Annotated in this window: 21 protein-coding genes and 1 tRNA gene; 13 read left to right on the top strand and 9 right to left on the bottom strand. The window is 42.4% G+C overall.

The window, feature by feature from the left end:
* Positions 1 to 573: 573 nt before the first annotated feature.
* Entirely contained in the window at positions 574 to 810 is a 237-nt protein-coding gene (locus AB4Z08_RS33595; protein ID WP_441578170.1) for a FeoA family protein, read from the bottom strand.
* Positions 811 to 973: 163 nt separating this feature from the next.
* Between AB4Z08_RS33595 and ybeY the strand changes: the two genes are divergently transcribed.
* The 5 genes from ybeY (at position 974) to AB4Z08_RS33570 (ending at position 6,994) form a co-directional block, all read left to right on the top strand.
* Entirely contained in the window at positions 974 to 1,399 is a 426-nt protein-coding gene (ybeY, locus tag AB4Z08_RS33590; protein WP_441578169.1) for an rRNA maturation RNase YbeY, read from the top strand.
* Positions 1,400 to 2,284: 885 nt separating this feature from the next.
* Positions 2,285 to 4,153 carry a tRNA uridine-5-carboxymethylaminomethyl(34) synthesis enzyme MnmG gene (gene mnmG / locus AB4Z08_RS33585; protein ID WP_441578168.1) on the top strand — a complete coding sequence of 623 codons (1,869 nt, stop codon included), beginning with the start codon at positions 2,285 to 2,287 and terminating at the stop codon, positions 4,151 to 4,153.
* Between the two features lie 361 nt (positions 4,154 to 4,514).
* Positions 4,515 to 5,102 carry an RNA polymerase sigma factor gene (locus AB4Z08_RS33580; protein ID WP_441578167.1) on the top strand — a complete coding sequence of 196 codons (588 nt, stop codon included), beginning with the start codon at positions 4,515 to 4,517 and terminating at the stop codon, positions 5,100 to 5,102.
* Positions 5,095 to 6,459 (top strand): outer membrane beta-barrel protein, encoded by a 1,365-nt coding sequence (locus tag AB4Z08_RS33575; protein ID WP_441578166.1) that lies wholly within the window; start codon positions 5,095 to 5,097, stop codon positions 6,457 to 6,459. The genes AB4Z08_RS33580 and AB4Z08_RS33575 overlap by 8 nt, the downstream gene beginning before the upstream one ends.
* Before the next feature lie 118 nt (positions 6,460 to 6,577).
* Complete coding sequence (locus tag AB4Z08_RS33570; protein WP_441578165.1) at positions 6,578 to 6,994, top strand: hypothetical protein; 417 nt, start codon at positions 6,578 to 6,580, stop codon at positions 6,992 to 6,994.
* A gap of 5 nt (positions 6,995 to 6,999) precedes the next feature.
* Here the strand turns inward: AB4Z08_RS33570 and cls are convergent, their stop codons facing one another.
* From cls to AB4Z08_RS33555, 3 genes are all read right to left on the bottom strand, one after another.
* The gene (cls, locus tag AB4Z08_RS33565; RefSeq protein ID WP_441578164.1) at positions 7,000 to 8,478 is read right to left on the bottom strand and encodes a cardiolipin synthase; all 1,479 of its coding nucleotides are present in this window, start codon (positions 8,476 to 8,478) and stop codon (positions 7,000 to 7,002) included.
* Positions 8,479 to 8,500: 22 nt separating this feature from the next.
* Positions 8,501 to 9,454: a carotenoid biosynthesis protein gene (locus tag AB4Z08_RS33560; protein ID WP_441578163.1), complete on the bottom strand. Its 954-nt coding sequence runs from the start codon at positions 9,452 to 9,454 to the stop codon at positions 8,501 to 8,503.
* Between the two features lie 117 nt (positions 9,455 to 9,571).
* On the bottom strand, positions 9,572 to 11,719 hold the full coding sequence (locus tag AB4Z08_RS33555; protein WP_441578162.1) for an alpha-galactosidase: 2,148 nt from the start codon (positions 11,717 to 11,719) through the stop codon (positions 9,572 to 9,574).
* 228 nt (positions 11,720 to 11,947) lie between these two features.
* Here AB4Z08_RS33555 and AB4Z08_RS33550 point away from each other — a divergent pair, with 228 nt between their 5' ends.
* The 3 genes from AB4Z08_RS33550 (at position 11,948) to AB4Z08_RS33540 (ending at position 15,816) form a co-directional block, all read left to right on the top strand.
* Complete coding sequence (locus AB4Z08_RS33550) at positions 11,948 to 14,353, top strand: ABC transporter permease (protein WP_441578161.1); 2,406 nt, start codon at positions 11,948 to 11,950, stop codon at positions 14,351 to 14,353.
* A 36-nt stretch (positions 14,354 to 14,389) separates the two neighbouring features.
* Positions 14,390 to 15,190 carry a lipid II flippase Amj family protein gene (locus AB4Z08_RS33545; protein WP_441578160.1) on the top strand — a complete coding sequence of 267 codons (801 nt, stop codon included), beginning with the start codon at positions 14,390 to 14,392 and terminating at the stop codon, positions 15,188 to 15,190.
* A 182-nt stretch (positions 15,191 to 15,372) separates the two neighbouring features.
* Positions 15,373 to 15,816 (top strand): hypothetical protein, encoded by a 444-nt coding sequence (locus tag AB4Z08_RS33540; RefSeq protein WP_441578159.1) that lies wholly within the window; start codon positions 15,373 to 15,375, stop codon positions 15,814 to 15,816.
* 252 nt (positions 15,817 to 16,068) lie between these two features.
* Here AB4Z08_RS33540 and AB4Z08_RS33535 read toward each other — a convergent pair whose 3' ends face one another.
* Positions 16,069 to 16,842, bottom strand: coding sequence for an outer membrane beta-barrel protein (locus AB4Z08_RS33535; RefSeq protein ID WP_441578158.1), 774 nt, complete (start codon positions 16,840 to 16,842; stop codon positions 16,069 to 16,071).
* Between the two features lie 30 nt (positions 16,843 to 16,872).
* Between AB4Z08_RS33535 and AB4Z08_RS33530 the strand changes: the two genes are divergently transcribed.
* A complete protein-coding gene (locus AB4Z08_RS33530; RefSeq protein ID WP_441578157.1) occupies positions 16,873 to 17,112 on the top strand; it encodes a hypothetical protein in 240 nt (79 codons plus the stop codon).
* Positions 17,113 to 17,310: 198 nt separating this feature from the next.
* On the opposite strand, the gene AB4Z08_RS33525 is transcribed toward AB4Z08_RS33530, so the two are convergent.
* Entirely contained in the window at positions 17,311 to 18,054 is a 744-nt protein-coding gene (locus AB4Z08_RS33525) for a hypothetical protein (protein ID WP_441578156.1), read from the bottom strand.
* 424 nt (positions 18,055 to 18,478) lie between these two features.
* Here AB4Z08_RS33525 and AB4Z08_RS33520 point away from each other — a divergent pair, with 424 nt between their 5' ends.
* From AB4Z08_RS33520 to AB4Z08_RS33505, 4 genes are all read left to right on the top strand, one after another.
* Positions 18,479 to 19,291 (top strand): helix-turn-helix domain-containing protein, encoded by an 813-nt coding sequence (locus tag AB4Z08_RS33520; protein ID WP_441578155.1) that lies wholly within the window; start codon positions 18,479 to 18,481, stop codon positions 19,289 to 19,291.
* 267 nt (positions 19,292 to 19,558) lie between these two features.
* Positions 19,559 to 20,260 (top strand): hypothetical protein, encoded by a 702-nt coding sequence (locus AB4Z08_RS33515; protein ID WP_441578154.1) that lies wholly within the window; start codon positions 19,559 to 19,561, stop codon positions 20,258 to 20,260.
* Positions 20,257 to 21,231: a c-type cytochrome gene (locus AB4Z08_RS33510; protein WP_441578153.1), complete on the top strand. Its 975-nt coding sequence runs from the start codon at positions 20,257 to 20,259 to the stop codon at positions 21,229 to 21,231. Before AB4Z08_RS33515 ends, AB4Z08_RS33510 begins: the two co-directional genes overlap by 4 nt.
* A 42-nt stretch (positions 21,232 to 21,273) precedes the next feature.
* Positions 21,274 to 21,684 (top strand): DsrE family protein, encoded by a 411-nt coding sequence (locus AB4Z08_RS33505; protein WP_441578152.1) that lies wholly within the window; start codon positions 21,274 to 21,276, stop codon positions 21,682 to 21,684.
* Positions 21,685 to 21,801: 117 nt separating this feature from the next.
* On the opposite strand, the gene AB4Z08_RS33500 is transcribed toward AB4Z08_RS33505, so the two are convergent.
* The 3 genes from AB4Z08_RS33500 to recQ form a co-directional block, all read right to left on the bottom strand.
* A tRNA-Phe gene (locus tag AB4Z08_RS33500) sits at positions 21,802 to 21,874 on the bottom strand.
* An 82-nt stretch (positions 21,875 to 21,956) separates the two neighbouring features.
* Entirely contained in the window at positions 21,957 to 22,724 is a 768-nt protein-coding gene (locus tag AB4Z08_RS33495) for a DUF3050 domain-containing protein (protein ID WP_441578151.1), read from the bottom strand.
* A 31-nt stretch (positions 22,725 to 22,755) separates the two neighbouring features.
* Complete coding sequence (gene recQ, locus AB4Z08_RS33490) at positions 22,756 to 24,957, bottom strand: DNA helicase RecQ (protein WP_441578150.1); 2,202 nt, start codon at positions 24,955 to 24,957, stop codon at positions 22,756 to 22,758.
* Between the last annotated feature and the right edge of the window lie 81 nt (positions 24,958 to 25,038).

Here is a 25,038-nt window from a genome sequence, read left to right as displayed (position 1 = left end):
AGTTGAAAACAGTTTGTTTTTAATTCAAGACAGGCGGATGATTCTCATAATCATGTGGATAACGTAAAGATAAATTGAGAAGAAATGAGGCGGCTGAGGATAGAGTATTTGACTTTTAATTTGGGAAAATGATCGTAAAGAGATTTTATCGTATTGTGGGGTTACTCGTTTGTAATTTTATAAAATATAAATGAAGCCCGGTATTTTATGTGGATAAAAGCGACCTGAAGATCTTTGTCTTGCTATTTTAAGCACTGGAAGTGAGGAAAAATGTGGAAAAAAAACAAATTTTTCTTTTGTATGAGTTAAAAAGAGCGGAAATAAGATGAATGTGTGCGAAAACAGATGAAAAATATATTTTTTTTGGTTCCTGAAGAAAAGAGAGAGAGAGAGAAAAATGGTGGAAAAAGCTAAAAATTTTTTTATTTTTTTCTATCTAATAGAAAAAAATGAGAATAAAAACGCGGAAAAAATATTTTTTTTTGGAAAAATGGGCTCTTTTTCCGCAATTTTTTTGTTTTTTAGGATAAAAAATTTTTTTTAGAGGGGAAAAGAATAGAAAGTAGAGGAAAACTAAATTTCCTCTACCCAAATATGATCCGCTTCGGTTTTTCTAAGAGATAAATTGTATCCAGCCACCATAATTGAAATAGGATCTCCCAGAGGGGCAATTTTTTCAATCTTCACTGTTTCACCTGGTACGCAGCCCATTTCCATCAGTTTAATATGAAGATCATCCTTTGCAAATTCTATAATTACTGCACTTTTTCCCGTTGTCAGGGAAGATAACTTTATAACGCCCTTTTTCATATCCTGATTATTAATCTGTTTAAACTTTGTTCCGGGACAATTGAGATGCTCATTAATGAATGATAAGCAAAGTTACCCTTGTACAGTCAATATGCAAAAAGAAAGGTCGCCCCAATCCAAAATTTCATTTTACTTTTACATCCACTTAATTTTTTTAGTATAAATGGCAATTCAATTTACATCGCACGAGGTAAAAGATTATTTAAAAGAGAAGCGGAAGTTGAAATTATTCCTGTCTGAGCTCTTTTCAGTTGAAGGGCAGGGTTTAAAAAGTTTGCATTTTGTTTTTTGTTCAGATGCATACTTGTTGGAGATTAATAAGCAGTTCCTGCAGCACGATACCTATACAGATATCGTAACATTTGAAATGGGAGAGGATCCTGCAATTACAGAAGGTGAGATCTATATCAGCATAGACAGAGTGCTGGATAATGCCGAGAAATTCAAAACGGCGGTGAACGAAGAATTGCATCGGGTTATTTTCCATGGAGCTTTACACTTATGTGGATTTAAAGATAAGAGTAAAAAAGATGCTGCCCTTATGCGGAGCAAGGAGGACGAGTATCTGATGAAGTATTTTGGAAAGTAACTAGCTTTATCAGGTATATTATAAGAGTTGAAGTGTTCCGTCAGGAACATTTCTCATTTTAGGACGTTCCACGTGAAACATGTTGACGGTATCATTTTCCACTATAGGATATGTTTTCCGCTTGGATCGGGAGAAGGACCATTTATGAAGGTTGCAGTGTTCCACGTGAAACATTGTTTTCCTATTTCAGGTAATGCTAATATTTTGAATAAGGAAGTGGTTGTTGTTTTATAGAGTCGAATGTGAAGTAAGCTTTTCTACTTTAGTGAAGACTTCCAGTGTAATAGGAATCGTGGAGAGACTTGTTTTTTAATGGAGTTGCTGAAGGAGATGTTCCACGTGGAACATCTATCTGGTCGTTTTGAAACGTATTGGGCATTTAGATGAATCGACTTTCTGAAAGTCGAGGGTCTTTAGGAGGAGAAAGTGATATCCGTCCATTCAGTTTATTTGGGAAGAGCTTCTGAGAATATCGTGGTCCTCGAATCCAGGTATGTTTTATTTGAGTAGGATTCTCCTGTTGCAAATTATGGTCTGCTTGTCTTTTTTGAGGAGTTTAAACTTTTAAGGAAAGACCTCAATATATGATGTAGTCCTCTTTTTATAGATCTTAGTGAAATGTTATCTTCTATGACGAGGGCACAATAGAGAGACTAAATTCTTTTCTATAGTACTTCGCCGGGTTTACAGATAATAGTCCTTTTTTCGGGGATAATTATTTTTTATAGTTTGGAGGGATGTTCCACGTGGAACATCTAATTGGATCCACAAAGGCTACCTTTGTTTGAGATAATAAAGAGGAGCGGGAATGTTCCACGTGGAACATTCCACTTTCTCAGAACAATCTCCCTTCTTCTACGTAATTTTGCACTTTCTAAAGTTATTATGTTTCCATCATACGATATCATTGTTGTAGGCGCAGGACATGCTGGTTGTGAAGCCGCTGCCGCTGCTGCTAATATGGGCTCCAAGGTTTTACTGGTGACCATGAACATGCAAACCATCGCTCAAATGAGCTGTAACCCCGCAATGGGAGGTATTGCCAAAGGACAAATTGTAAGAGAGATTGATGCCTTGGGCGGATATTCGGGAATAGTGACGGATCAGTCTATGATCCAGTTCCGCATGCTGAACCGTTCCAAAGGACCAGCCATGTGGAGTCCCCGTACGCAAAATGACCGCATGCTTTTCGCCGCAAAATGGCGGGAAGCATTAGAGAAAACACCAAATGTAGACTTCTACCAGGATATGGTAAAGGGCCTTTTGGTGAAAGATGGTCGTTGCCATGGTGTTGTTACAGGACTAGGACATGAGATCCAGGCCAAGGCAGTAGTACTTACCAACGGTACTTTTTTAAATGGAGTAATACACATTGGCGATAAGCAATTCGGTGGAGGCAGGGTAGCTGAGAAAGCAGCGACTGGCATCACTGAACAATTAGTATCACTTGGATTTGAAAGTGATCGTTTGAAAACAGGAACACCTCCCCGTATTGACGGACGTAGTTTGGATTATTCTAAAATGGAAGAGCAGAAAGGAGATGAAGAAATCGTTGGATTCTCCTACCTGGATGTAGAAAAAATTAAACCCGCCCAGCAAAGAAGTTGCTGGATTACTTATACCAGCGAAGCCGTACATGAAATGCTCCGCACCGGATTTGACAGATCTCCGATGTTCCAGGGACGTATTCAGGGTACAGGTCCTCGTTACTGCCCAAGTATAGAGGACAAGATCAACCGCTTTGCAGAAAGAGAGCGCCATCAGCTGTTTGTAGAGCCGGAAGGTTGGGATACTGTGGAGATTTATGTGAATGGGTTCTCTACCTCTTTACCTGAAGATGTACAAATGAAAGCCCTTCGCCTGGTGCCCGGATTTGAAAATTGCCGCATGTTCAGACCAGGATATGCCATAGAATATGACTTCTTCCCACCTACACAACTTCAGTTTTCCCTGGAAACCAAACACGTGCAGAACCTGTTTTTTGCCGGACAGATAAATGGTACCACCGGATATGAAGAAGCTGCCTGTCAGGGTTTAATGGCTGGTATCAACGCCCATCTGAAAGCAAAAGAAGAAGCGCCGTTTGTTTTGAAAAGAAGTGAAGCGTACATTGGTGTGCTGATAGATGATCTGATTAATAAAGGCACTGAAGAACCATACCGCATGTTTACCTCCAGAGCAGAGTTCAGAACACTGCTTCGCCAGGATAATGCGGATCTGCGTTTGACAGAAAGAAGCTTTAAAATGGGATTGGCTTCTGCAGAGAGAATGGAAAAAGTGCAGGAAAAGAAAGACGGCGTAGAAAAGATCAAGCGTATACTGAAAGAAATATCAGTAGAACCGGAAGAAATAAGTGCATTACTGGAAGCCAGATCTTCTGCTCCATTAACACAAAAACAGAAAGCGCACCAGATATTGTTACGTCCAAATCTGGATATTTTCTCCATAAAGGACCAGGTACCAAGAATTGCAGCCGCACTCGCCGGATTTAATAAGGACACCCTGGAGCAGGCAGAAATTCAGATCAAGTACGATGTATATATTGAAAAGGAAAATGAGCTGGTGCAAAAAATGAGTCAGCTGGAAGACCTCGTGATTCCTTCCAATTTCGATTACGCCAAGCTCGTTTCGTTATCAAATGAAGCAAGACAAAAATTTAATAAGATACGTCCGCATACTTTAGGTCAGGCAAGTCGCATAAGTGGAGTTAATCCAAGCGATGTACAAATCCTGATGGTATACATGGGCAGATAGAAAAATAGACGTTTTGAAGCGGACAGATTGTTTTACAATTTGTCCGCTTTTTTTATGTTGGAAGGGTCAAAAAAGGCAAAAAAAATGTAAAAATGACCAAAAACCGACCTTCAGAAAGGGCTTAAATTTCGTATATCTGTAAAGAGCCGGATATAAGTGTTAAAAACAGGGTCGAATCGAATAAAAGGGCTGAAAATGCGTTTTCCTTAAGCGGGAATGTTTTTTAAACCGAAAGCAACCTTTTTTCTTCGTTGATCGTATCTACAATCAGATTTGATTTTTTAAAAACCAAAATCAAACAATTATTTCAGAAGGACATCAATAAACGCATTTAATACAAAAAGCAGACAAGAATATTTTTGTGCAGGAGCTGAACAATATTAATGATCTGATTGCCGGTTGCTGCAGAAAAGAACGCAGCAGTCAGGAAGCGTTATACCGGAATTTTTTCGGGTATGGATTAAGTATTTGTCTGAGATATGCACAAAACAGAGAAGAGGCAGTTGAAATCATGAATGACGGATTCCTTAAAATATTTCAACACATTCAATCATTTGACACCAGCAGATCATTTAAAACATGGTTAGCTAAAATTATGGTGAATACTTCTATTGATTTTTTAAGAAGTAAAAAGAAACTGGTATTTGTAGATGATATTAGCCAGGTACCAGAGCCAGGAACAGATGAGAAAATAATAGATAAGCTATCCTATGAAGAACTGTTGAAACATGTACAGTTATTACCACCTGCTTACAGAACCGTGTTTAATCTGTATATTATGGAAGGATACCAGCACCAGGAAATAGCTGCCATGCTGCGCATATCTGAAGGAACTTCCAAATCAAATTTATTTAAAGCAAAAAAAATACTGAAAGAAAGAATTACGAAAGCATCCATGAGTACATCTGATGGAGTGGACGTAAATATGCCCTTATACAAAAATGAATGACGCATTTGAAAATAGCATCCGTAACAAGCTGAATGAAGCTGATATTCCTTTTGACCAGGATGCCTGGACAAAAATGGAATCACTGCTGGATGCCGGCGATAAGAACAAACGTCCGGTAGGCTGGTGGTGGCTCTTCCTATTGCCTCTCCTGGGAGGTATAGGCTGGTGGATCATTCAGTCATCTACTGCTGATAAGAAAGTAGAACGTGCTGCTATTTCTGCGCAAAAAACTTCTGTATTGAACGGGAGTAGTCAGGATAAGGTAATACCCGAGTTAAACAGAAGTACTCCAGATAAAGAAACCAACAAACCAACAGAAAAGCAGCAGCCGGGTGTATCCACATTTCCTGAAAACGAATCAAACAACGAAGCAATAAAGCAATCGGAAAAGCATCTGTCGGGCGCATCTATATCTCCCGAAAACAAACATAATAACGAAACAATAAATCAAACTAAACAGCATCTGTCGAGCGCATCTACATCTCCTGAAAACGAATCAAACAACAAAGCAGTCAGCAAACCAGGTAATCATCTCCCGGAAAAAAATATAACAGCAAACGGAAATTATCATCTGGATATCAGCACCGCAGCTGGAAAACAAACAAACATAGATAGTATTACCGTTGTCAAGCAAAATGAAATCAACTTTATTAAAACAAAGAATGCTAATAACTTCAACGGATATACGAAGATATCACCCATCGCTGAAATACCTATAGATAAAGACATTCAGCCGGATCTGAATAGAAAAATACCACGACGGAAAATCAATTCAAAAGGATTGTCTATAGGTGTTACACTCGGACCAGATCTGAATGTGGCGCCTTCCCTGAATTATGGGAAGGTGGGTTTTAATGTGGGCGTGTTGGCAAATTACTATTTCAACAGCCGCTGGTTTATTACCACCGGTGCCGTATACAGTAAGAAACTATATGGCGCTACCAATAAAGATTATACATCACCTACCGGTGGCTCTGTACCTTATGATCTGGTAAAAGTAAATGCCAATTGTGATGTGCTGGATATACCCGTGAATATGAACTATACCTTTCTGCAGGTAAATAACAATACGTTAAGCGCTACGCTTGGAGTGTCGAACTATTTTATGCTGAAAGAACAATATCAGTATATCTACAAATACACTCCCAAGTGGGAAAAAACAGTAGAAAATCAGAATCAACATTACCTCGCTATTTTAAATGTAGGCGCATTATACCAGCATCCGGCAGGAAGGCGCTTAATCATTGGGGTACAACCTTACGCCAAAATTCCACTTCATGGGGTAGGATTGGGACAGGTGAAACTATACTCCGCAGGTGTGTCCTTCCAACTAAACCTGGTGGGTAAAAAGCGCTGACAAGCATCCTGTGGGTGTTAAACAATCATTATACTATCTTGTTATCCATCATAATACAATGCCTGCTACTGTATGTGGCACGGCATTTTCAGCATTATCCACACTAAAAGATCTGATTATGAGCAATAAAGATAACAAACCAGGTAAGGGAGATCACAAACCCATTAAAAAGGAAGAAGAGGAATTTCCCGGTTATCCTGAATATCCCGCCGGAGAAGATATTATGAGCAAACGGAACCGGGATAAAGAAGTGGATGTAGATATGGATGCGGTAACTGGTTCTTTCCGGCACAACAGTGAATTACCCACTGAAAAGAGAAAACCCGCTGATAAATCCAACGAACAGGAAGAAACCTGGCGGGAAGATAAAGTAGGCGATGACCTCGATGTTCCAGGGGCAGAACTCGATGATGAGAACGAAGCAATAGGAGAGGAAGACGAAGAAAATAATATTTACAGCATAGGAGGCGACAGGCACGAAGATCTCGAAGAAGATAATGGTGAGTTCCTCGACCTGGACGAAGAGAAAGATTAGGGGCCTTATAATAGCGGTGTGAGGAGTCTGCACACCGCATCCATAAACCGCTTGAGCAAATTACGTTTGTTCCACCTGGTTTCCTGCACGGGGACAGCATACAAAAGGTCATCTTCGAATGCCCGGTTTAGTTTGCCTGCCACTTCTTTGTCGTAAATAAGTGCACCTATTTCGCAGTTCAGGTAAAAGCTGCGGTTATCGAAATTAACTGAACTCACCCAGGCGAGGTTATCATCTACCACCATCGTTTTAGCGTGAATAAAGCCACGGGTATAAAAAAATATTTTCACGCCCGCTGCCAGCAATGGTTTAAGATAGGAAAGCGCTGCATGTTGAACAATGTAGGAATCACCCTTTAACGGTAATATCAGCTGTACATCCTTGCCTGCCAGTGCAGCCATTTGCAGGGCAGTCAACAGTTCTTCTGTGGGAATAAAGTAGGGATTGGTAATACGTATCCTCCTTTTGGCAATGTTAATCGCCATCAGGATGGTTTGCATGGCCACCGGCCATTCGGAATCCGGGCCGCTGGCAACAATATCCGTAAAACAGGTGCCTGTTAATCCTGATCGTACAAAATAAGGCTCCGCAAAGGGAAACACTTCTTTACTGCAATACCGGTAACTCATTAAAAACTGTAGCTGCAGGATGTTTACGGCATCGCCTTCAATCCTGAGATGTGTATCGCGCCAGAAGGTGGCGTGCTTGCCATTGTTGATATAACGCTCATCCAGGTTGATGCCACCAACAAAACCTACAGCGCCATCTATTACAATAATTTTCCGGTGATTCCGGTAGTTGGCATTCAGATAGAAATCTACCAGCACCGGCGAAAAAGGATATACACTGGCGCCATGCTCCTTCAGGCGTTTCGGGATAGCATGAATGCGATCACTACCCATATCATCATAGAGCAAACGTACCTGTACACCTACCTTTAATTTTTCAATCAGTATTTCAGTGACTTCATTGCCTACGTCATCTGCAGCAATCATGTAATATTCTATGTGTATGTGGTGTTTGGCAGCACGGAGGGCACTAAAAACAGCTGGAAATTTTTCTTCTCCATTGATCAGTAGTTGTACCTGGTTGTTTTTACTTAAAACAGATTGCCGTGTATTCAGCAACATGGCAGAAAGCTCCTGCTTGTTGCCTGCCAGTTGCCGTAACTCCAGCTGCATTTGCTCTATCTCACTTCTTTGAGACTCCCAGTATCGGGAAAACAACCCCTCATCTTTACTGCCTTTTAAGGTAAACCGCCTCTTTTTACGCAGATCCCTGCCCAGGTAATAATAAACAATGAGTCCTAAAACAGGAATAAATACCAGCAGCAGTATATATGCAATAGCTTTAACCGGGTTGCGGTTTTCCAGCAGAATAGTGGCTACAAGGCCAATGAAAATAAGCACCAGCAAAATGCTACTACCTATTTTAATATAAGGATGCCACTCTGTTCCCGTAAGATAACCGATAAGCGTTTTCATAAACTGTAAGCAAGATATACTATTAACGCGTTTCCGCTAAAATGGTTATGGGTTTCTTTTTTATTAGTAATGGTAAATGTATGAGCAAACCCAATACCACATTGAAGATAGAAAAGGTAGTCATCCGGCTGTTTTCTCCGGCAAAGCCTCCCAGAAATAACCACATCAGAAAATACACGTGGAACCATAACGGAACAATCCATGCTGCAAAGGGGAAATAATGAACTCCTGTTTTTCCCTTTTTTATATATCCGGAGATGACTAACGCTACAAGCAATACCAATAATGCGATCAGCCTATGCATGCTGCTGATACCAAAAAGTTGTTTCAATAAGTCAGCCAGCAGAAACAATGCCACCCACAACGCCACCTGGGAAATGATGATAGAAAGCAGCGGGAGTATGGCTTTCCATATAGCAGTAACGGATACTTTTTCCAGTAGTCTGCCGAACAACGAATAGAAAAATACAACCAGCAGCCAGCCATAGAAATTTGCATAAGGTACGCCAAACCATTGCCCTGTAAGGGTTTCTGTGGGATAACCTCTACCTGCCCAATCCCAGTGCCACATGTGGAGGCGATAGGCTACTACATCCATACTCAAATCGATATTCAATGCCAGCAGACTATCGAATGCAGCCGCGGCCCAAAGAGGAAGTGCGAAGTTATCAGTGAATAACCGGGATGAGTATATGATCACTGCCCAGCCGCACCCAATACATAAAGGAATGCTGTGAGGGGCTTTTCCCAGCATTACCCAAAAACGGCCATATACGTAGCCGCTATTGGTGGCGACATTTACATATTCCAACAGCAGGCCGAACCCCAATGCACCCAATAACCAGGATACATGTCCGGTACCTTTTTTAAAGGCATGCCAGCCGCAAATAAGCAACAAAGCAAACATACAAAGTTCTGTTACCGGAAAGCAATAGCCAGGCGCATTACCGTAAGGCATATTGGCAAAAGGAAGCATACGTACGCATTTTGATGTACTGAAGATAGTGAATCAATCGCTTCTATTTTAAACCCGACTTTTGCAAAAAGAAAAGCCCTGTTTCCGAAAGAAACAGGGCTTTGACTTTCTAAAAAATTATTCAGCTGTTATTTCAAGAATATTGCTGCTCAATGATCTGCCGTTGCCTGTCAGTTGAATGCCTTCTTTCATAAGGAAATCACCACTATATAGCTGATCAAAATGAAAGGAGGTGCGGGTGTCAGGATACAAATTGATTTCACGGATACGATAATTTTTCTGAGGATCCAGGCCTTGTAATTTTACTGCTGCAAAAACATCGTTCTTGGCGATATTCATCAGGTAGTTAAACAGAATTGTTTTTTTCTGATCCTCACTGGTGTATTGAAACACCGCCCTGTTTTCTTTATATGGAGAAACGAGGCGATAAAGATTACCATACCATACAGCATCACTAATACGCCTATACGTTTCTACAGCATCATGGCTAAATTGTAATTCTTTTTCGGTGAAGTCATCTACTTTTATATCATATCCCAGCTTACCCATCATAGCTACATCTGTACGGAATTTCAGCGATTGATGGCCCCAGTTGGTTACGTGTGCTGCCATTGTATTAGATGGGAAGAAGTGAGAGTAACCGTATTGGATATAAATTCTTTCCAGACCATCTGTATTATCACTGGGCCAGAATTCGGTGAAGTATTTTAAGGCGCCGTAATCGGTACGACCACCACCGCCGGAACAAAGCATAATGGGCAGGTGAGGATATTTTGCCCTGACCCTGTCCAGCACTTTATATAAACTCCGTGTATATTCTATGAAGAGGTGTGATTGTTTTTCTTTCAGGTAAGGAGACCAGGTGTTGGTGAGCATACGGTTACAGTCCCACTTGATGTAGGCGATTCCCGGATTTTCCGACATTGTTTTATCTACTATTCCATATACAAAATCCTGTACTGCCGGGTTGGTGAGATCTAGCACCATTTGATGACGGAAATAATTTTCTGCACGGTTAGGGAGGCGCAACACCCACTCAGGGTGTTGGGTATACAGCTCACTCTTTGGATTGACCATTTCGGGCTCCAGCCAGATACCAAATTTAACGCCTTGTTTTTGAGCTTCCTGTACCAGGTATCCCAGGCCGTGTGGGAGTTTAGTGGTATTGGGGGCCCAATCACCCAGACCTGCATTATCGGCATTGCGGGGAAATTTATTGGCAAACCAGCCATCATCTAACAAAAAGAGGTCTACGCCTAATTTTTTGGTACCTCCAAAAAGGGCGGTCAGGCGTTGTTCATTGAAGTCCATGCCGGTGGCCTCCCAGTTATTTAGCAGGGTAAGGCGTGGTCCACGTCCATCCAGGACACCATAGTCAAGTGCCCAGCGATTAAAATTGCGGCTGGCTTGTCCTTTTCCTTTCGGGGACAATGTGAAGATGAACGCCGGAGTGGTGAATATTTCACCTGGTTTCAGCGTATAGTCGCTGGCGTAGGGATTAATTCCTGCATTAACGTGGAGTGCATTATGTTCATCTACCTCAAAGCCAAATTTGAAATTACCTGTCCAGGCGAGTGTACCAGCCAATACTTCGCCGTTTTCTTCTTCTGCAGGGTGATCAAGAGAGAGAAGAAACATAGGAGATTGAAGCATGTTGGCGCGGGTACCTAATTTACTGTCAAGAATTTTCATACCGGTGGTCAGGTATTGTTCCTGCATGTCTACTTCTTTTGCCCAATCGCCATGAAACTGGGTCAGCCAGTATTTATCCGCTTTCAAATGCAGCATGGAAGAGGCATATGCGGTTACCTGTACCGGTTTTTTCTCTGCGTGTTTTATTTCCGTCCAGGCTTTGATGATATCTTCTTTGTAATAGGCCTCGAAATGAAGGATAACGGTTACCGGGTATACGGGATCTTTCAGCGTAATGGTGGTAGCGGTGACATCATTTTCTTTCTGTGGCGCTGATTCGTGAGCTGCGTATTTCAGTTCCAGAGAAGGGTTACCGTCATTGTGTACTATTCGGATGGCGGGGTCCAGCAGACTTTCCATACCAGCTGTTACATAGGCTTCCTGTTTACCTTTTAAAGTGGTGTCCGCGAAGGCTGGCTGCAATGCCTGGCCTAAATACTGTTGTACCAGCCTTCCTTCAGCGCTAACGCCATATACCAGGCTAACATGTTGGGTATTAATACGGATGTGTATATTTTGTGCCGAAGCCAGGTGGGTCAGCAATACCAGGCCTATGGCCAGTAGTTTCTTCATGTTTAAACATTTACTAACGAGGAATAAGTGTACAAAATACAAATAAAAGGAAAGGATATATATGCTAATTTACCAGGTCCTAGTACTTTTCGTGCAAAAAAGAGGTCGTGCAGAAGTGGACAGTGTATGTACGTTATCGGACAATGAAGCGAGAATAATGGAATTGATTATCAATACTTTCTGTTGCGGCATTTTTTTAGCTGCACTAACGCCCTATACTCTTGTCTTATGATAAAAAACTACTTCCTGGTTGCGTGGAGAAATATTGTGAAGCATCGGTTTTTTGCGATGGTGAATATTTGGGGATTATCTATAGGAATCACCTTTGTTTTGCTGATAGGAGCGTATACCTGGGGGGAATTACAGGTAAACAGGTTCGTTAAAAACAACGATCGTATTTTTTTGTTGAAAAGTAAGTGGGCGAATCCTGAAACCGGGGTTGAATTTGCAACGTTAGGACCACTAACAAAAGCATTGCAGGACAATTATCCTACGCTGATAGAGAAAGCATATAGTCATGATGGCATTACTACAGTGGTGTCAGTAGGAGATAAGCATTACCGGGAAGGGATACATCCTGGAGATTCCACATTTTTTGATGTATTTAATTTACCGGTTGCTTACGGCGATCCTCACACTGCTTTGGATAAACCTAACGCAGTAGTGCTTACGGAGAAGAAGGCAAAATTATATTTTGGTAAAGCAGATGCAGTAGGAAAGCTGTTGAAGATTCAATCGTTTGATGGGAGAAATGAGGATTTTGAAGTAACGGCGGTAGTAAAAGATTTGCCGTTCAATACTGTTACCAACTATAGCAAGCCGGGTAATGAAATATTCATGGGGCCTGCGAGTATCAGGTACTTTGGCCGCGAGTTTGGCTTCAATAGCTGGTTATCACCTAATATTGTTGGTTACGTATTATTGAAGCCGGGGGTAAAACCGGAACAATTAAAAGTGCCACTGGCTACGTTAATAAAAACAAATGCTTCTTCTGAAATACAAAAAACACTGGAGGTGTATCCGGTAGCATTAAAGGACGTTTATATGGGCATGTATAAAGGTCTTGCTGGTAGAATGGTCACCATCTTTTCTTTCGTGGCAATGTTCATCCTGCTGATGGCGATTATTAATTTCATCAATATTTCTATTGGGAACTCTTTAACCAGGTTAAAAGAAATTGGTGTGAGAAAGGCCATGGGTGGTAAAAAGAGACAGCTAGTATTTCAGTTTATTACGGAATCGGTGTTAGTGGTGGCATTTTCTTTTGTGGTATCACTCGGGATGTTCTTTTTGTTAAAACCACTATTCAGCCAGATGATAGGAAAAGATATACCAGGCTTGTCTTCCTTCCCTGCCTGGTTTGCTTTTTTACCTGTATTTATTATTCTGTTTACGGGGTTTCTGGCAGGATTATATCCGGCCTTTGTATTGTCTGCACAACCTTCTGTAACTGCGTTAAAAGGAAAGCTGAAGAATGTAAAGGAGAAGTTGTTATTCAGGCGGGCACTGATAAGCGTGCAGTTTGTAACTGCTATCGTGGTGTTCATAGCCGCCATCGTCATAGACAGACAGGTATCTTTCTTTTTTAATTCAGATCTCGGTTTTAATAAGGAGCGTGTTATCACCGTTCCGGTACCGCGGGACTGGACCTTTTCAGGTGTAAAGCATATGGAAAGAATGAGAGATGAGTTTCGTACGATGTCTGAGGTAAAAGATGCTTCATTTTCTTATGCGATCCCTGACGGGTGGAGTAATGGGGCTAATATGATTTATAGGCCGGAGAATGACTCCAGTACTGCTATTTCCTCAGTATCAGTTATATCAGATGAACGGTTTGTGGCTACCTATGGGATTAAGATGAGCGCGGGTGCTTATTATACAGGTACGCAGGCAGACTCATCGAAGGTTGTTATCAATGAAGCGGCCGTTCATGCACTTGGCTGGAAAAGTGCGGCAGAGGCGATAAATCAGCCGGTGCGGATGCATAATTTTAATGAAGTGATGTATGTGAGCGGCGTTACCCGTGATTTTCATTTTGGTACCTTGCGGGATGCAATTTCCCCACTATGCTTTATGACGGTAGAATCAATGGGTATTTATCGCTTCATCTCGTTTCGGCTAAATGCGGGTAATACCTCCAAACAAATAGCAGCGTTGCAAAATAAGTGGGGACAGGTTTTTCCGGATGCTCCTTTTGATTTTAAGTTCCTGGATGACAGCATTGCACAGTTGTATGAAACAGAAACGCAAATGCAGAAAGCAGCAAGGGCTGCTACGATTGTATCGTTGATGATAGTGTTACTTGGGGTGTTGGGAATAGTTACCTTAAGTATTGCCAGAAGGAATAAGGAAATGGGAATAAGGAAAGCATTAGGCGCTTCTGTACTTAATATTATTACGTTGTTCGTGAAAGAATTTTCCTGGATCATTGTTGCCTCTAATTTGGTAGCATGGCCGCTGGCGTGGTACTTATTACATACCTGGTTAATGGATTATGCTTATAGAATTAACATTGGCGCCGGACCGTTTTTAATAGTGGGTGTGTTGCTGATGTTATTGGTAGCATTTGTCATTATTGGTATGACGCGGAAACTGGCGACTACCAACCCCGTAAAAAGCCTTAGAACAGAATAAAGATTATTTTAGTAGCTGTTTATAATTGCTACTAAAATGACTACCCAGATTATTATTGTACTTGTTCTCACTTTGCTGATCAACCTGATCACTACATTATCTTACGCGGTAAGAATAGTGGGAGTGAGGACCGGAAGAATTGCCATTACCTTTTCATTATTTAATATCCTTGTATTATTATCACGAACTGCTAACACGCTACAGGCGCCACTATTGGCTAAAACGGTAGAACAGGATCTGAAGTTGCAGGTGGCTTCCAATACGCTGATGTTCAGGTACATTATTTTGTCATGTACGGTCGGGTCTGTCCTGGGAGCATTTCTTATCCCTACTTTTCAGCGGTTATTGTCCAGGGCGGTGGTGCATTTCAGCGTGCATAAGTCGATACCCCGATTATTTTATCTGGGTCTTTCCGGTGCAGGAATGCAGTTTGTGAAGGAGAATCTGAAAATGCCATCCAGGGATCATTTAGTGGAGTTAACGGCTCAGAAGAGTTTTCCATGGCGTATATTTTTGTATAACCTGCTGGCCACGGCCATACTTACTATTGCGGTGTTGTCCTGTGTATATGCGGCTTATTTGAATCCGGAATACAGAACAACGGCCAGTAATCTTTCCGGGGTTATAAATGGGGTAGCTACTGTGTTAATGGCGTTATTTATAGATCCTCATTTATCGATCCTTACAGATGATGTGGTATTGGGTAAGGTAGCAGAGAGCTCTTTCCGGAAATATATTTCCTATATGGTTATTGCCAGGATTGGCGGTACATTGTTAGCGCAGATACTCTTCCTGCCTTGTGCACAGCTCATTGCGCTGTTGGCGGAAAAAGTATAGCAGGTATTTATTTTCCCATAAAGGAATCTACAATGTTGATACTATTTGGAATTGATTAACAGTCTTTTCCATTTTTTTTTGCTTTTTGGGAGATGATTGTTAAGCCCAGAACGTTTTTTGCTATTGTTGGTAACCCCCATACAGGCAAAGGAAAAACGACCCAGCAAATCTTTGAAAGGAAGATGTTTTTTCCTTTCAAGCAGCCGATTCAAGCGGCATCATTTGGAGAAGAGCAGTTTGTAGTTATCTTTCCCCGTTATAATGGTTCAGAAGATTATCTGATCCGTATTAAGACCATCATTCAGTTTCACAGGGAATCTGACACTTCTTTTTTGGTGGTCATGAATCTGGTGCCTGGTAATGGTATAAAGGATGTACAAAACATACTGGTATATTTTAACCAATCTGGTTTTGACGTTCATTACCTGGTACTAAGCAGCAGCTGGTATGAAAGAAAGATGATCAGTTCTGCTGATATCGCACTGTTTGAAGAAGCGGTCGAAAATGGAACCGTTCACCTCCTGGACCGGGTAGTAACGAAGTCTTTGCAACGCTTTAATGAAAGAACGGCGGAAGTAAAGGGAGAGATGTTGAAGGTGCTGGAAACAAAGCGGGTTTATTTTTGATGGCAATGGATGATTGCATCTTTCCCACCTGAAAGGGTGGGTGATTACTGGTATTGGAGAAATTTGTCCGGCAATTGGCAGCTGCAGCGCAACTGTATTGCAGTGGATATTTTATGTTCTGCGTCTGTCTGAGCGGAAGGATATTATTTTTTGTGAATGATACTTATGGCCTGGAAAAAGCCATTGAAGATGGCCTTTTCCGGAAGTCTTTATTAAACGGGAGTATATGTTATCAGGCAATGCAGATTGGGATTACCTGATAAAAGCGGCAAAATTATAGCTCAATCCTAACTGAATCTGCAGTGCCTTGCTTTTATCATATACCGGTTTGTATGTAGTTTCTTTTTTATAGAGGGAGTTTAGGAAGTATTGGCTACCCAGCATAATTTCCAGGTTTTTTGCCACAGCCATGCGGGCATTCAAATGTATACCATACAGGAATTTTTGTACATCTCCCTTGCTTTCAAAGAAGGCGCCGATTGCTTCCCGGGTATCTACATTGGAAACAACCACATAGTTGGAGTATTTTTTGCCAATCAGATAATTGACAATAGGGCCCGCCTGTAGAGAGAACCTGTCAAAAGTCAGTGAAACATTTAACGGACGAGATGTGAGGTAGGTGAACTTTGAATCGCCATACTTCGTTGTTAATTCGCTTAAATCAAAATCATTTTTATAAATAATGGATTGATAAATGTGGGTATCGTAATCATACCGGATCTGGTTTACTCCCAGTGATAGTGAAATCTTCCATCTATCAGTTAGCTTCCTCCCGGCTTCGACTTCAAAGTTAAAACCAACCTGCTGTTTAGTTTTAGAAGTAGCAGTGGTGGCCATAGGAGGATTGGCGGCATTGGCCACACTTATTACACCCGGAATTGTAAAACCATTCACGATTATAATTTGATTGTTAAAGTTGGGGAGTATACTGATGTTAGCACCGGCGTTCACTTTCAGATCAATTTTTTGTGCTGCAGCGATGGCTGGGATCAGTGCCAGCGCAAACAGGGGTAATAGGGATTTCATTTTTTCTGAAAAGTAATAAAAAACTATGTTTTGAGAAGGTATAAAAGAATTAAAAAGGGGTTAAAAAGAAAGAATACTTTTCAAGATGCCAATGTTTATGAGCATGAAAAAAGAGCATCTTCCGATGACCTGTTTTTTCTGCTGTTGGGTATGAGTATCCACCTTTGTGGGGAGAGAAAACTTATAATAGAGGCACCGGCATCTACAGGCTATCGGGATTTTTTCGATGCTATGCCTGACACCCGCTATATACCTATAGTAGCAGTGTAGGAGAGGTGGACTTGATGTGGAGATGAGTTCCGGATGTATAACCCCGATGAAATTGTATCAGCAAATGGAAGGAGGCCACAATCGGCCATAGCAGGGCTGCTTCAGTGCCTGGCTGTAGCTGCGGAAAGAAATATATTATTCAAAGGAAGCAGGTATAAAGGGATTATTCATCAAAATATCTCCGTGGGCAAGATGGCTTTATTCCAGTTGAATGATAGCTGGATATGCGTGTGTATAGGTAAGGTTAGGAAGCAATCTTGTCCGCTTGGGGTAAGTACGTTTTTTAGCATATTTGGGTACCTGTGGTGCTGCTACCGCAATAATATCGGCGGCCATATATTGCCTGTTGCGGGATGGGCCGTCTCTGTACATCGCTCTTACCTGGAAAACCACTACCAGTGAGCCCTTCCCGGGTACCTCCAGCGAAACATTTGTTTCCTGGAAAGTGGTATCCGGATCTATCATGAGCGTAACCGTTTCGCTACCTGCCACCTGACGTGATGTAAAGTCAATACGGGTTGCGATCACTTTTACTTCCAGGGCAGCCACCCCTTTATACCCGGCGATGGTTTGTGCGGGAATATTTAATATCCCGTTGCTGAAAAGGCGGGGAGCTACCGTAAAGAAACGATCTACGCCGCTATGCTGATTGAAGCGGAAGCCTGTGATGGCGGCATGATGATCGCCAGCAGCAATGAGTAGCTTGTTGAGCCGATTGATGTGGCCACTGTCACAATGGATATCCAGGTTGCCGTAAAAAGCATGACGGATAAAAGCACCTTTCCTGCTGGCGATGCCAAAGCGCCTGGATGCGCGGCGGGTAGCAGCCGTTTGCTGCACTTTTTCCGGCATGGAGCGCAGGAAGTATTCGCCATTGCGCTTATACCCTATGAGGTTCCCGAGTTTTCCCGTAAAGGAAATGACAGACATTTGTTTTGCCATGGGAGATTATTTTGATTACTATAAATATAACATAATTCGGGGAACGCATTTGCGGGATAGATGGAAGAGTAGCATTTAGCTAATGCTATGAGAATTGTATAATATTCGATGAGGATTTGCGAGTGGAAAACGGGAGTATATTGGTATTTAGCGCATATTGAAAGAAGATATTCCCACGTTGAAAACCTGAGCCTAATAAATGCTGAAGCCCTGTTGTGACTATATTTACGGGCATAAAAAAAGGCCATCTTCCGATAACCCTTTTTCTGTCGAAAGGAGTGGGGAGAGGTCGAAATGTTTTGTGGAGGATCTGGCAAGGATTCCCAGATTTATAGGAAGGATAATGATTCTTATATTTGCCCTATGGATTCAAGGTTGGTCGTAGCTACTATTTACTTATTCGGTATCTCTAAAACGGTTGAATATGTTCAAGGTGCAATCTTTCCGGCCACACAGGTTGTTACGGGATTATATACTTTCCCTCTTAATCCTGGAAAGTGATTTCCAGGAGGACGATAACCGGAAGATGACCATACTGCCGCACCTTATCCAAAGTCTGGCATTTAATTTAGGCCCGCCGGATAAGGTTTATGATGTTACAAATATGGAATACGTAGCATCAGATAGTATTACAGGGCCCAATGATGTGGTTTGTGAACGCTGCATTTATGCGGGGATGAAAAGTTTGGTGGTAAATTTTAAGCCAGGCGGCTGGTTTAAACTCTTCCATATTCCGGCAACAAATTTCACTAATAAAAGTACTGATCTGTCAGTTACTGTCGGATCTCAAATGCATGAATTAGGGGAGCAACTAAGGGAATGCATTAGTGGAGAAGAACAGGTTGCTATTCTGGAAGCATTTCTTATCGGGCAGTTCTTAACCGAAAGAAGATATTCGAGAAATCTGGATGAGACGATACGGATGATATATGCGGCAAATGGCAATATTACCATCCGGCAATTGGAGTCGGGGGCTTATCTTGCTAAGCGTACTTTAGAAAGAAATTTCCTTGAGCAAACAGGGCTTCACGTGAAAACGTTTTGTCGCATTGTGCGTTTCCGGCGAACGATTGAATACATGGAAAAAGAAAAAAAGTTTCAATGGCGTTTATTGGCTAACCGGTTTGGGTATAGCGACCAAACGCACTTTATCAATGAATTCAGGCATTTCGCGGGATGTTTACCGCATGAATATCCTGGTTTCCGCAGTAGCCTGGAGCTGGCGTTGGGAATTTAGATTTTGTCACTTTTATCCGATAGTCCCTATTTTTATTTTCCTAAATTAGCATCACTTGTAATTCCCCTCGTTAATACGGTTAAGCAATGATAACATTGGTTGACGAATTGGCCGTATTAGTTTAGTTATGTCGAAGATACATCTCCTGATATTTTTGACCGTTTCCTCGAAAATCCCACTATCCTTTAATGCTGGTTTATTGACTGCCTGCTATTAGCAATGGCAGATGTTATGGGTAAATATTGCATTCACCAAAATAGCAATCATATGAGTTATATCGAAAACGAAGGAACCAACCGCCGTGATTTTCTCGGAAAAATCATCACAGGAGCAACGGTATTGGCCATGCCGTCTTTTGTTCCTTTGGACCTGCAGGCGGCATTTACTCCTGAAAAAATGAATATTGGCCTCGAAGACCCCGAAGCGTGGGTAAATAAAATCAAGGGCAAACACAAAATGGTGCTGGATGTAGTTCGTCCGCACGACATACTACCTTTCGCCTGGCCTAAAGTGTTTTTACTGACCAATGCAGCTACGGGCACGCCCGAAAAAGAATGTTGTGTAGTAGTGGTGTTGCGTCACGAGGCGATTCCATATGCTATGAAAAGTGAGTTATGGGCCAAGTATAAATTTGGAGAAGTATTTAAAGCAGATGATCCTGCCACAAAGGCGCCGGCGATCAGAAACCCTTTCTGGGAGCCTAAGCCGGGAGATTTTAAAGTTCCGGGTGTTGGCGATGTAGCGATCGGGATCAATGAACTGCAGGCCAGCGGTGTATTATTCTGCGTATGTAATATGGCGTTAACAGTGTATAGTGCAGTGATAGCACAAAACATGTCGCTCGATGCTGCCAGTGTTAAGAAAGAATGGATCGAAGGAATTTTACCGGGAATACAACTGGTACCTTCCGGGGTATGGGCCGTAGGCCGCGCCCAGGAACGGAATTGCGGCTACTGTTTTGCAGGATGAAAAAGATTTTTTTTTGGGTGTTGCTGGGAATGGTGTTGCTGGGAATGATCCTGGTTGTTATTAAAATGTTTTTAGCATACCAGATTAAACGCGGAGAAAAGGCAACGGCGGCGTTGTGGATGGCTCCGGATACAAGTACGGTTCCGCATACACCAAATGGTGCAATGATCCGGTATGGCCGGGATCTTATTGCGCATACTTCTCTGTACCTGGGACCCAAAGGGAAAATAGCGGCCATCAGCAATGGTATGAACTGCCAGAATTGCCATCTGGAGGCGGGCACCAAACGCTGGGGAAACAACTATGGCGGTACGGCATCTACGTACCCGAAATTCAGGGAAAGGAGCGGCACGGTTGAATCGATTGCCAAAAAAGTGAATGATTGTCTGATCCGAAGCCTTGATGGCAACGCCCTCGACAGCAACAGCCGGGAGCTCAGGGCTATGATAGCTTACATACAATGGCTCGGAAAAGATGTACCTAAAGGATATAAACCACCGGGAAGCGGAATAAAAGAAATCGCCTACCTGGGAAGAAGTGCAGATACCACAGAAGGTAAGCTGGTATACGCGGAGAAGTGCAGTAAATGTCATGGAGAGAATGGTGATGGAAAACTATCAGCAGGTGCAGTCGGGTACGAGTATCCACCATTGTGGGGAAAGTCAGCTTATAACACAGGCGCCGGCATTTACAGGCTATCGAGATTTGCCGGGTATGTAAAAGATAATATGCCGTTTGGCGCCGACTTTAGTAAACCACAATTAACCGACGAAGAAGCGTGGGATGTAGCAGCCTTTGTTAATTCACAACAGCGTCCTGTTAAAAGATTTCCTGAAGACTGGCCTGTAGTAAGCACCAAGCCTATAGATCATCCTTTCGGGCCCTTCAGCGATACCTTTTCTGAGCAACAGCATAAATATGGTCCTTTTGGTCCTATTCTACATCAAAGGGGAATGCGGCGCATCAGATAAACTGCCGGTTAATATTTCATCATTTCAAGAAAAAATATGATCATGAAGAAGCTGTTAGTACTTGTTGGATGTTTGCTTGGATATCTCGCATCTTATGCTCAGGCGGATTACAAGGTAGTATTTGATATTACCAGTAAATCAGTAGAGGATCAAAACACCGTAATGCGACAAGTGAACGGCATCCTGAAAGGTAGTCCGGATGCGCAGTTGGAGGTAGCTGTTTATGGTGATGCATTAGAGATGGTACTGAAAGATAAATCAAAAATAACACCTGCTCTCACGGAGCTGCTGAGCAATAAAAAAGTGAGTGTAAAAGTATGTGGTGCTACGATGAAGCGGAATAATAAAAATGCCAGTGAATTGATCCCGGGCGTTGAAGTAGTACCAGATGCGATTTATGAAATAATCACCAGGCAAAGAGAAGGGTGGGGGTATATTAAAGTGGCGAATTAATAAAATGGAATACGCCTGCGGAGGTCAGAGCTCCCTGAGCGTAATAAATGCTGAAGCCCGTTTGGACCGGCGCTTGCAGGCATAAAAAAAGGCCATCTTCCGATGACCTTTTTTCTGTGGTGTGAGCCGGGATCGAACCGGCGACACAAGGATTTTCAGTCCTTTGCTCTACCAACTGAGCTACCGCACCATCCTTTTTTGTTGCCCTCTCTCGTGAGGGGATTGCAAAAGTAATACAATCTTTTGAATTGCAAAATATTTTTTCAAAAAATTTATAAAATCACTTTTTCGTGCAAAATACCGCTCCACAATTCATGCCGCCAAAACAGCGACTGTTGGGCGTATTCACCGGCTTCCCGCCATTTATTTTCGTCGGCTCCACAAAGTTCGTTAACCATTTGCATAGCCAGTTGACTATGGTGATCGCCATCTACTTCTATGTGTCTTTCGAGATAATAAATGAAGGTATCCAGTTTGCCGGGAAATTTCTGATCCAGGTCTTTCACCAATGCCAGGAACATATCAGGAATAAGATCTTCGCGGCCAAAAGTAAATACAGCTGCCATGATATGTGCCTTACCGGTAGCAATCACATCAAAAGTAAAGCCTAAAAAGCCTTTTACAGCCTTAGGAAGCGACGATGTTTCCAAAATACTTTGGATAGACTTCCCGGCTTTTACATCGGCTATAATCGTCTTTATATTGCCGATATCAGCACCTGCCTGTTGCATCGCCTGCTCATACAGTTCAAAGTGGCTGCAGCGGTTGCCAGCTTTATCCACATCACTTTCTTCGCCGGTTACAATTTCATTGATGAGATACCTGGTGGCCGCATTGCCAACGGGTACCCAGGGAATATTTACACAGGTAAGCTGTTGTTGTAATCCTTTGAGTAACGACATGAAATCCCAAACGGCATAAACATGGTACTGCATAAAGGTGCGTACGTCTTCCAGTGTTTGCAGTTCCGCATATAACGGGTGCGCCACTACTTTCTGCCTGTTGGAGGCAATGGTTTCCTGTATTTGTTTGATACTCATTTTGTATGCTTTGCTACTGATAATAAAGGGCTTAGTTGCCGTATACTACCAGGAATTTAATACGCATCAGTTTCAGCTGTTCCAGCGTATAATCGTTTTCAATCAGCTCTTCTCTTGCCAATGCGAGACTGGAGGTTTCACAACCTTTGAAGTATTCCATGATTTCATCCTGGGCATAGTCATCCAGCTCTTCATCCAGACAATAGTCGATGTTTAATTTGGTACCACTGGCAACAATGGTTTCCATTTCATCGAGTAATTGTGAAAGGGAGAGTTCTTTATTTTTGGCGATGGTTTCCAGCGGTATTTTCTTATCGATGTTCTGGATAATAAATACTTTCATACCGCTTTTGTTCACCACGCTTTTCATGACAAAGTCGTCCGGTTTGGTGATGTTGTTTTCTTCTACATACCTGGTGATGACATCCACAAACTGTTTACCATAACGAACCGCTTTACCTTTACTTACGCCCTGGATCTTTTCCAGTTCCTGAACGGTGGTAGGGTATTGGGTGGCCATGTCTTCCAGGGAAGTTTCCAGGAAGATAACGAAAGGAGGGAGGTTCTTTTCTTTCGCTACTTTTTTACGCAGTTCTTTCAGCATTTCCACTAATGCAGGGTCTGCGGAGGCCTGTGCTTCCGCTGCAGCTTCATCTTCATCATCCATGGCGTCTGCATCAAACTGATGATTCAGAGCCACCATAATGGAATATGGTTTTTTGAGGAATTGGGTGCCTTTGTCGGTGACTTTCAGCAGGCCGTATTCTTCTATATCTTTTTCTATCAGTCCCTCCAGCATCATCTGACGCATCAGGGAGTTCCAGAAATGTGCATCGTCTTCTTTGCCTTCTCCAAACACTTCCAGCTGATCGTGGCGGTAGGTGTTGATCTGAGGGCTTGTTTTGCCGGTGATGATGTTGATCACGTATTCGCTGCCGAAACGTTCTTCCAGCGCGCGGATGGCTTTCAGCATGATCACTACCCGGTTTTTCACCTCTATTTTTTCTTTTGGATTGCGGCAGTTGTCGCATTGACCGCAGTTTTCCGTTTCGAAGTGTTCTCCGAAGTAGTGGAGAATCACCCGGCGGCGGCACACAGCGCTTTCTGCATAGGCAACGGTTTCGTTGATGAGTTGGGCGCCCATTTCGCGTTCGCTGAGGGATTTATCCCGCATCAGGTGTTCCAGTTTCTGCACATCCTTGTGGGAATAATAGCAGATACAGATGCCTTCCAGTCCGTCCCTGCCGGCACGACCGGTCTCCTGGTAATAGTTTTCCAGGCTTTTTGGAATATTGTAGTGGATCACGAAGCGTACATCCGGCTTGTCTATCCCCATACCAAAGGCGATGGTGGCTACAATCACTTCTGTATCTTCATGGAGGAACATGTCCTGACGCTGGGCCCTGGTAGTCGGGTCCAGGCCTGCATGATACGCCACCGCTTTAATGCCGTTGGCGACCAGCATATCAGCCAGTTCTTCTGTGGTTTTACGGTTGAGGGTGTAGATAATACCGCTTTTACCTTTATGTGAGTGAATAAACTTAACGATATCCTTATTGGTTTGCTCCTTTTTGCGCTTGGTCCTGATTTCATAATACAGGTTTGGACGGTTAAAGGAAGAAATAAAGATGCTAGCTTTATTCAGGGCCAGGTTCTTTACAATGTCGCTCTGTACCTTAGGGGTAGCAGTAGCGGTGAGGGCGATGATAGGCAGGTTATCGCTGATCTGGTCTATCATTTCCTTCAAACGGCGGTATTCCGGTCTGAAATCGTGTCCCCATTCAGAAATACAGTGCGCCTCATCTACGGCAATAAAGGAAATCTCCAGTTCCTTGAAGAAATCCAGGTTTTCCTGTTTAGTGAGCGTTTCGGGTGCCACATATAACAGCTTGGTTTTGCCCGCTGTCAGATCTGCCCGCACTTTTTTTATCTGCGCCTTGGATAAGGTGGAGTTTAAAAAGTGGGCCACATTGTCTTTACTGCTGTAGCCTCTTACCAGATCTACCTGATTTTTCATCAGGGCAATAAGTGGTGACACAATCAGCGCACAACCTGGACTCATTAACGCCGGTAGTTGGTAGCATAGTGATTTACCTCCACCAGTTGGCATTATAACAAAAGTATCTTTGCCTGAGAGGATGCTATTTATAATTTTTTCCTGATTTCCCTTAAAGGAATCGAACCCGAAGTGTTCGCGTAATGCATCCATCAAACGTTCCTTAACAACAGCCATTGCATTCAAATTTTAACTCTAAAGAACCATCAAATGACGAAATAATTTTATATGTTTTTTAGGGGACACGAAGTTACTTAA

The organism is Chitinophaga sp. RAB17, assembly GCF_052114225.1.
In the GTDB taxonomy this organism is placed as follows: Bacteria; Bacteroidota; Bacteroidia; order Chitinophagales; family Chitinophagaceae; genus Chitinophaga.
The sequence above is the reverse complement of the archived record's forward strand: the minus strand, read 5'-3'. Positions and strand labels throughout refer to the sequence as shown.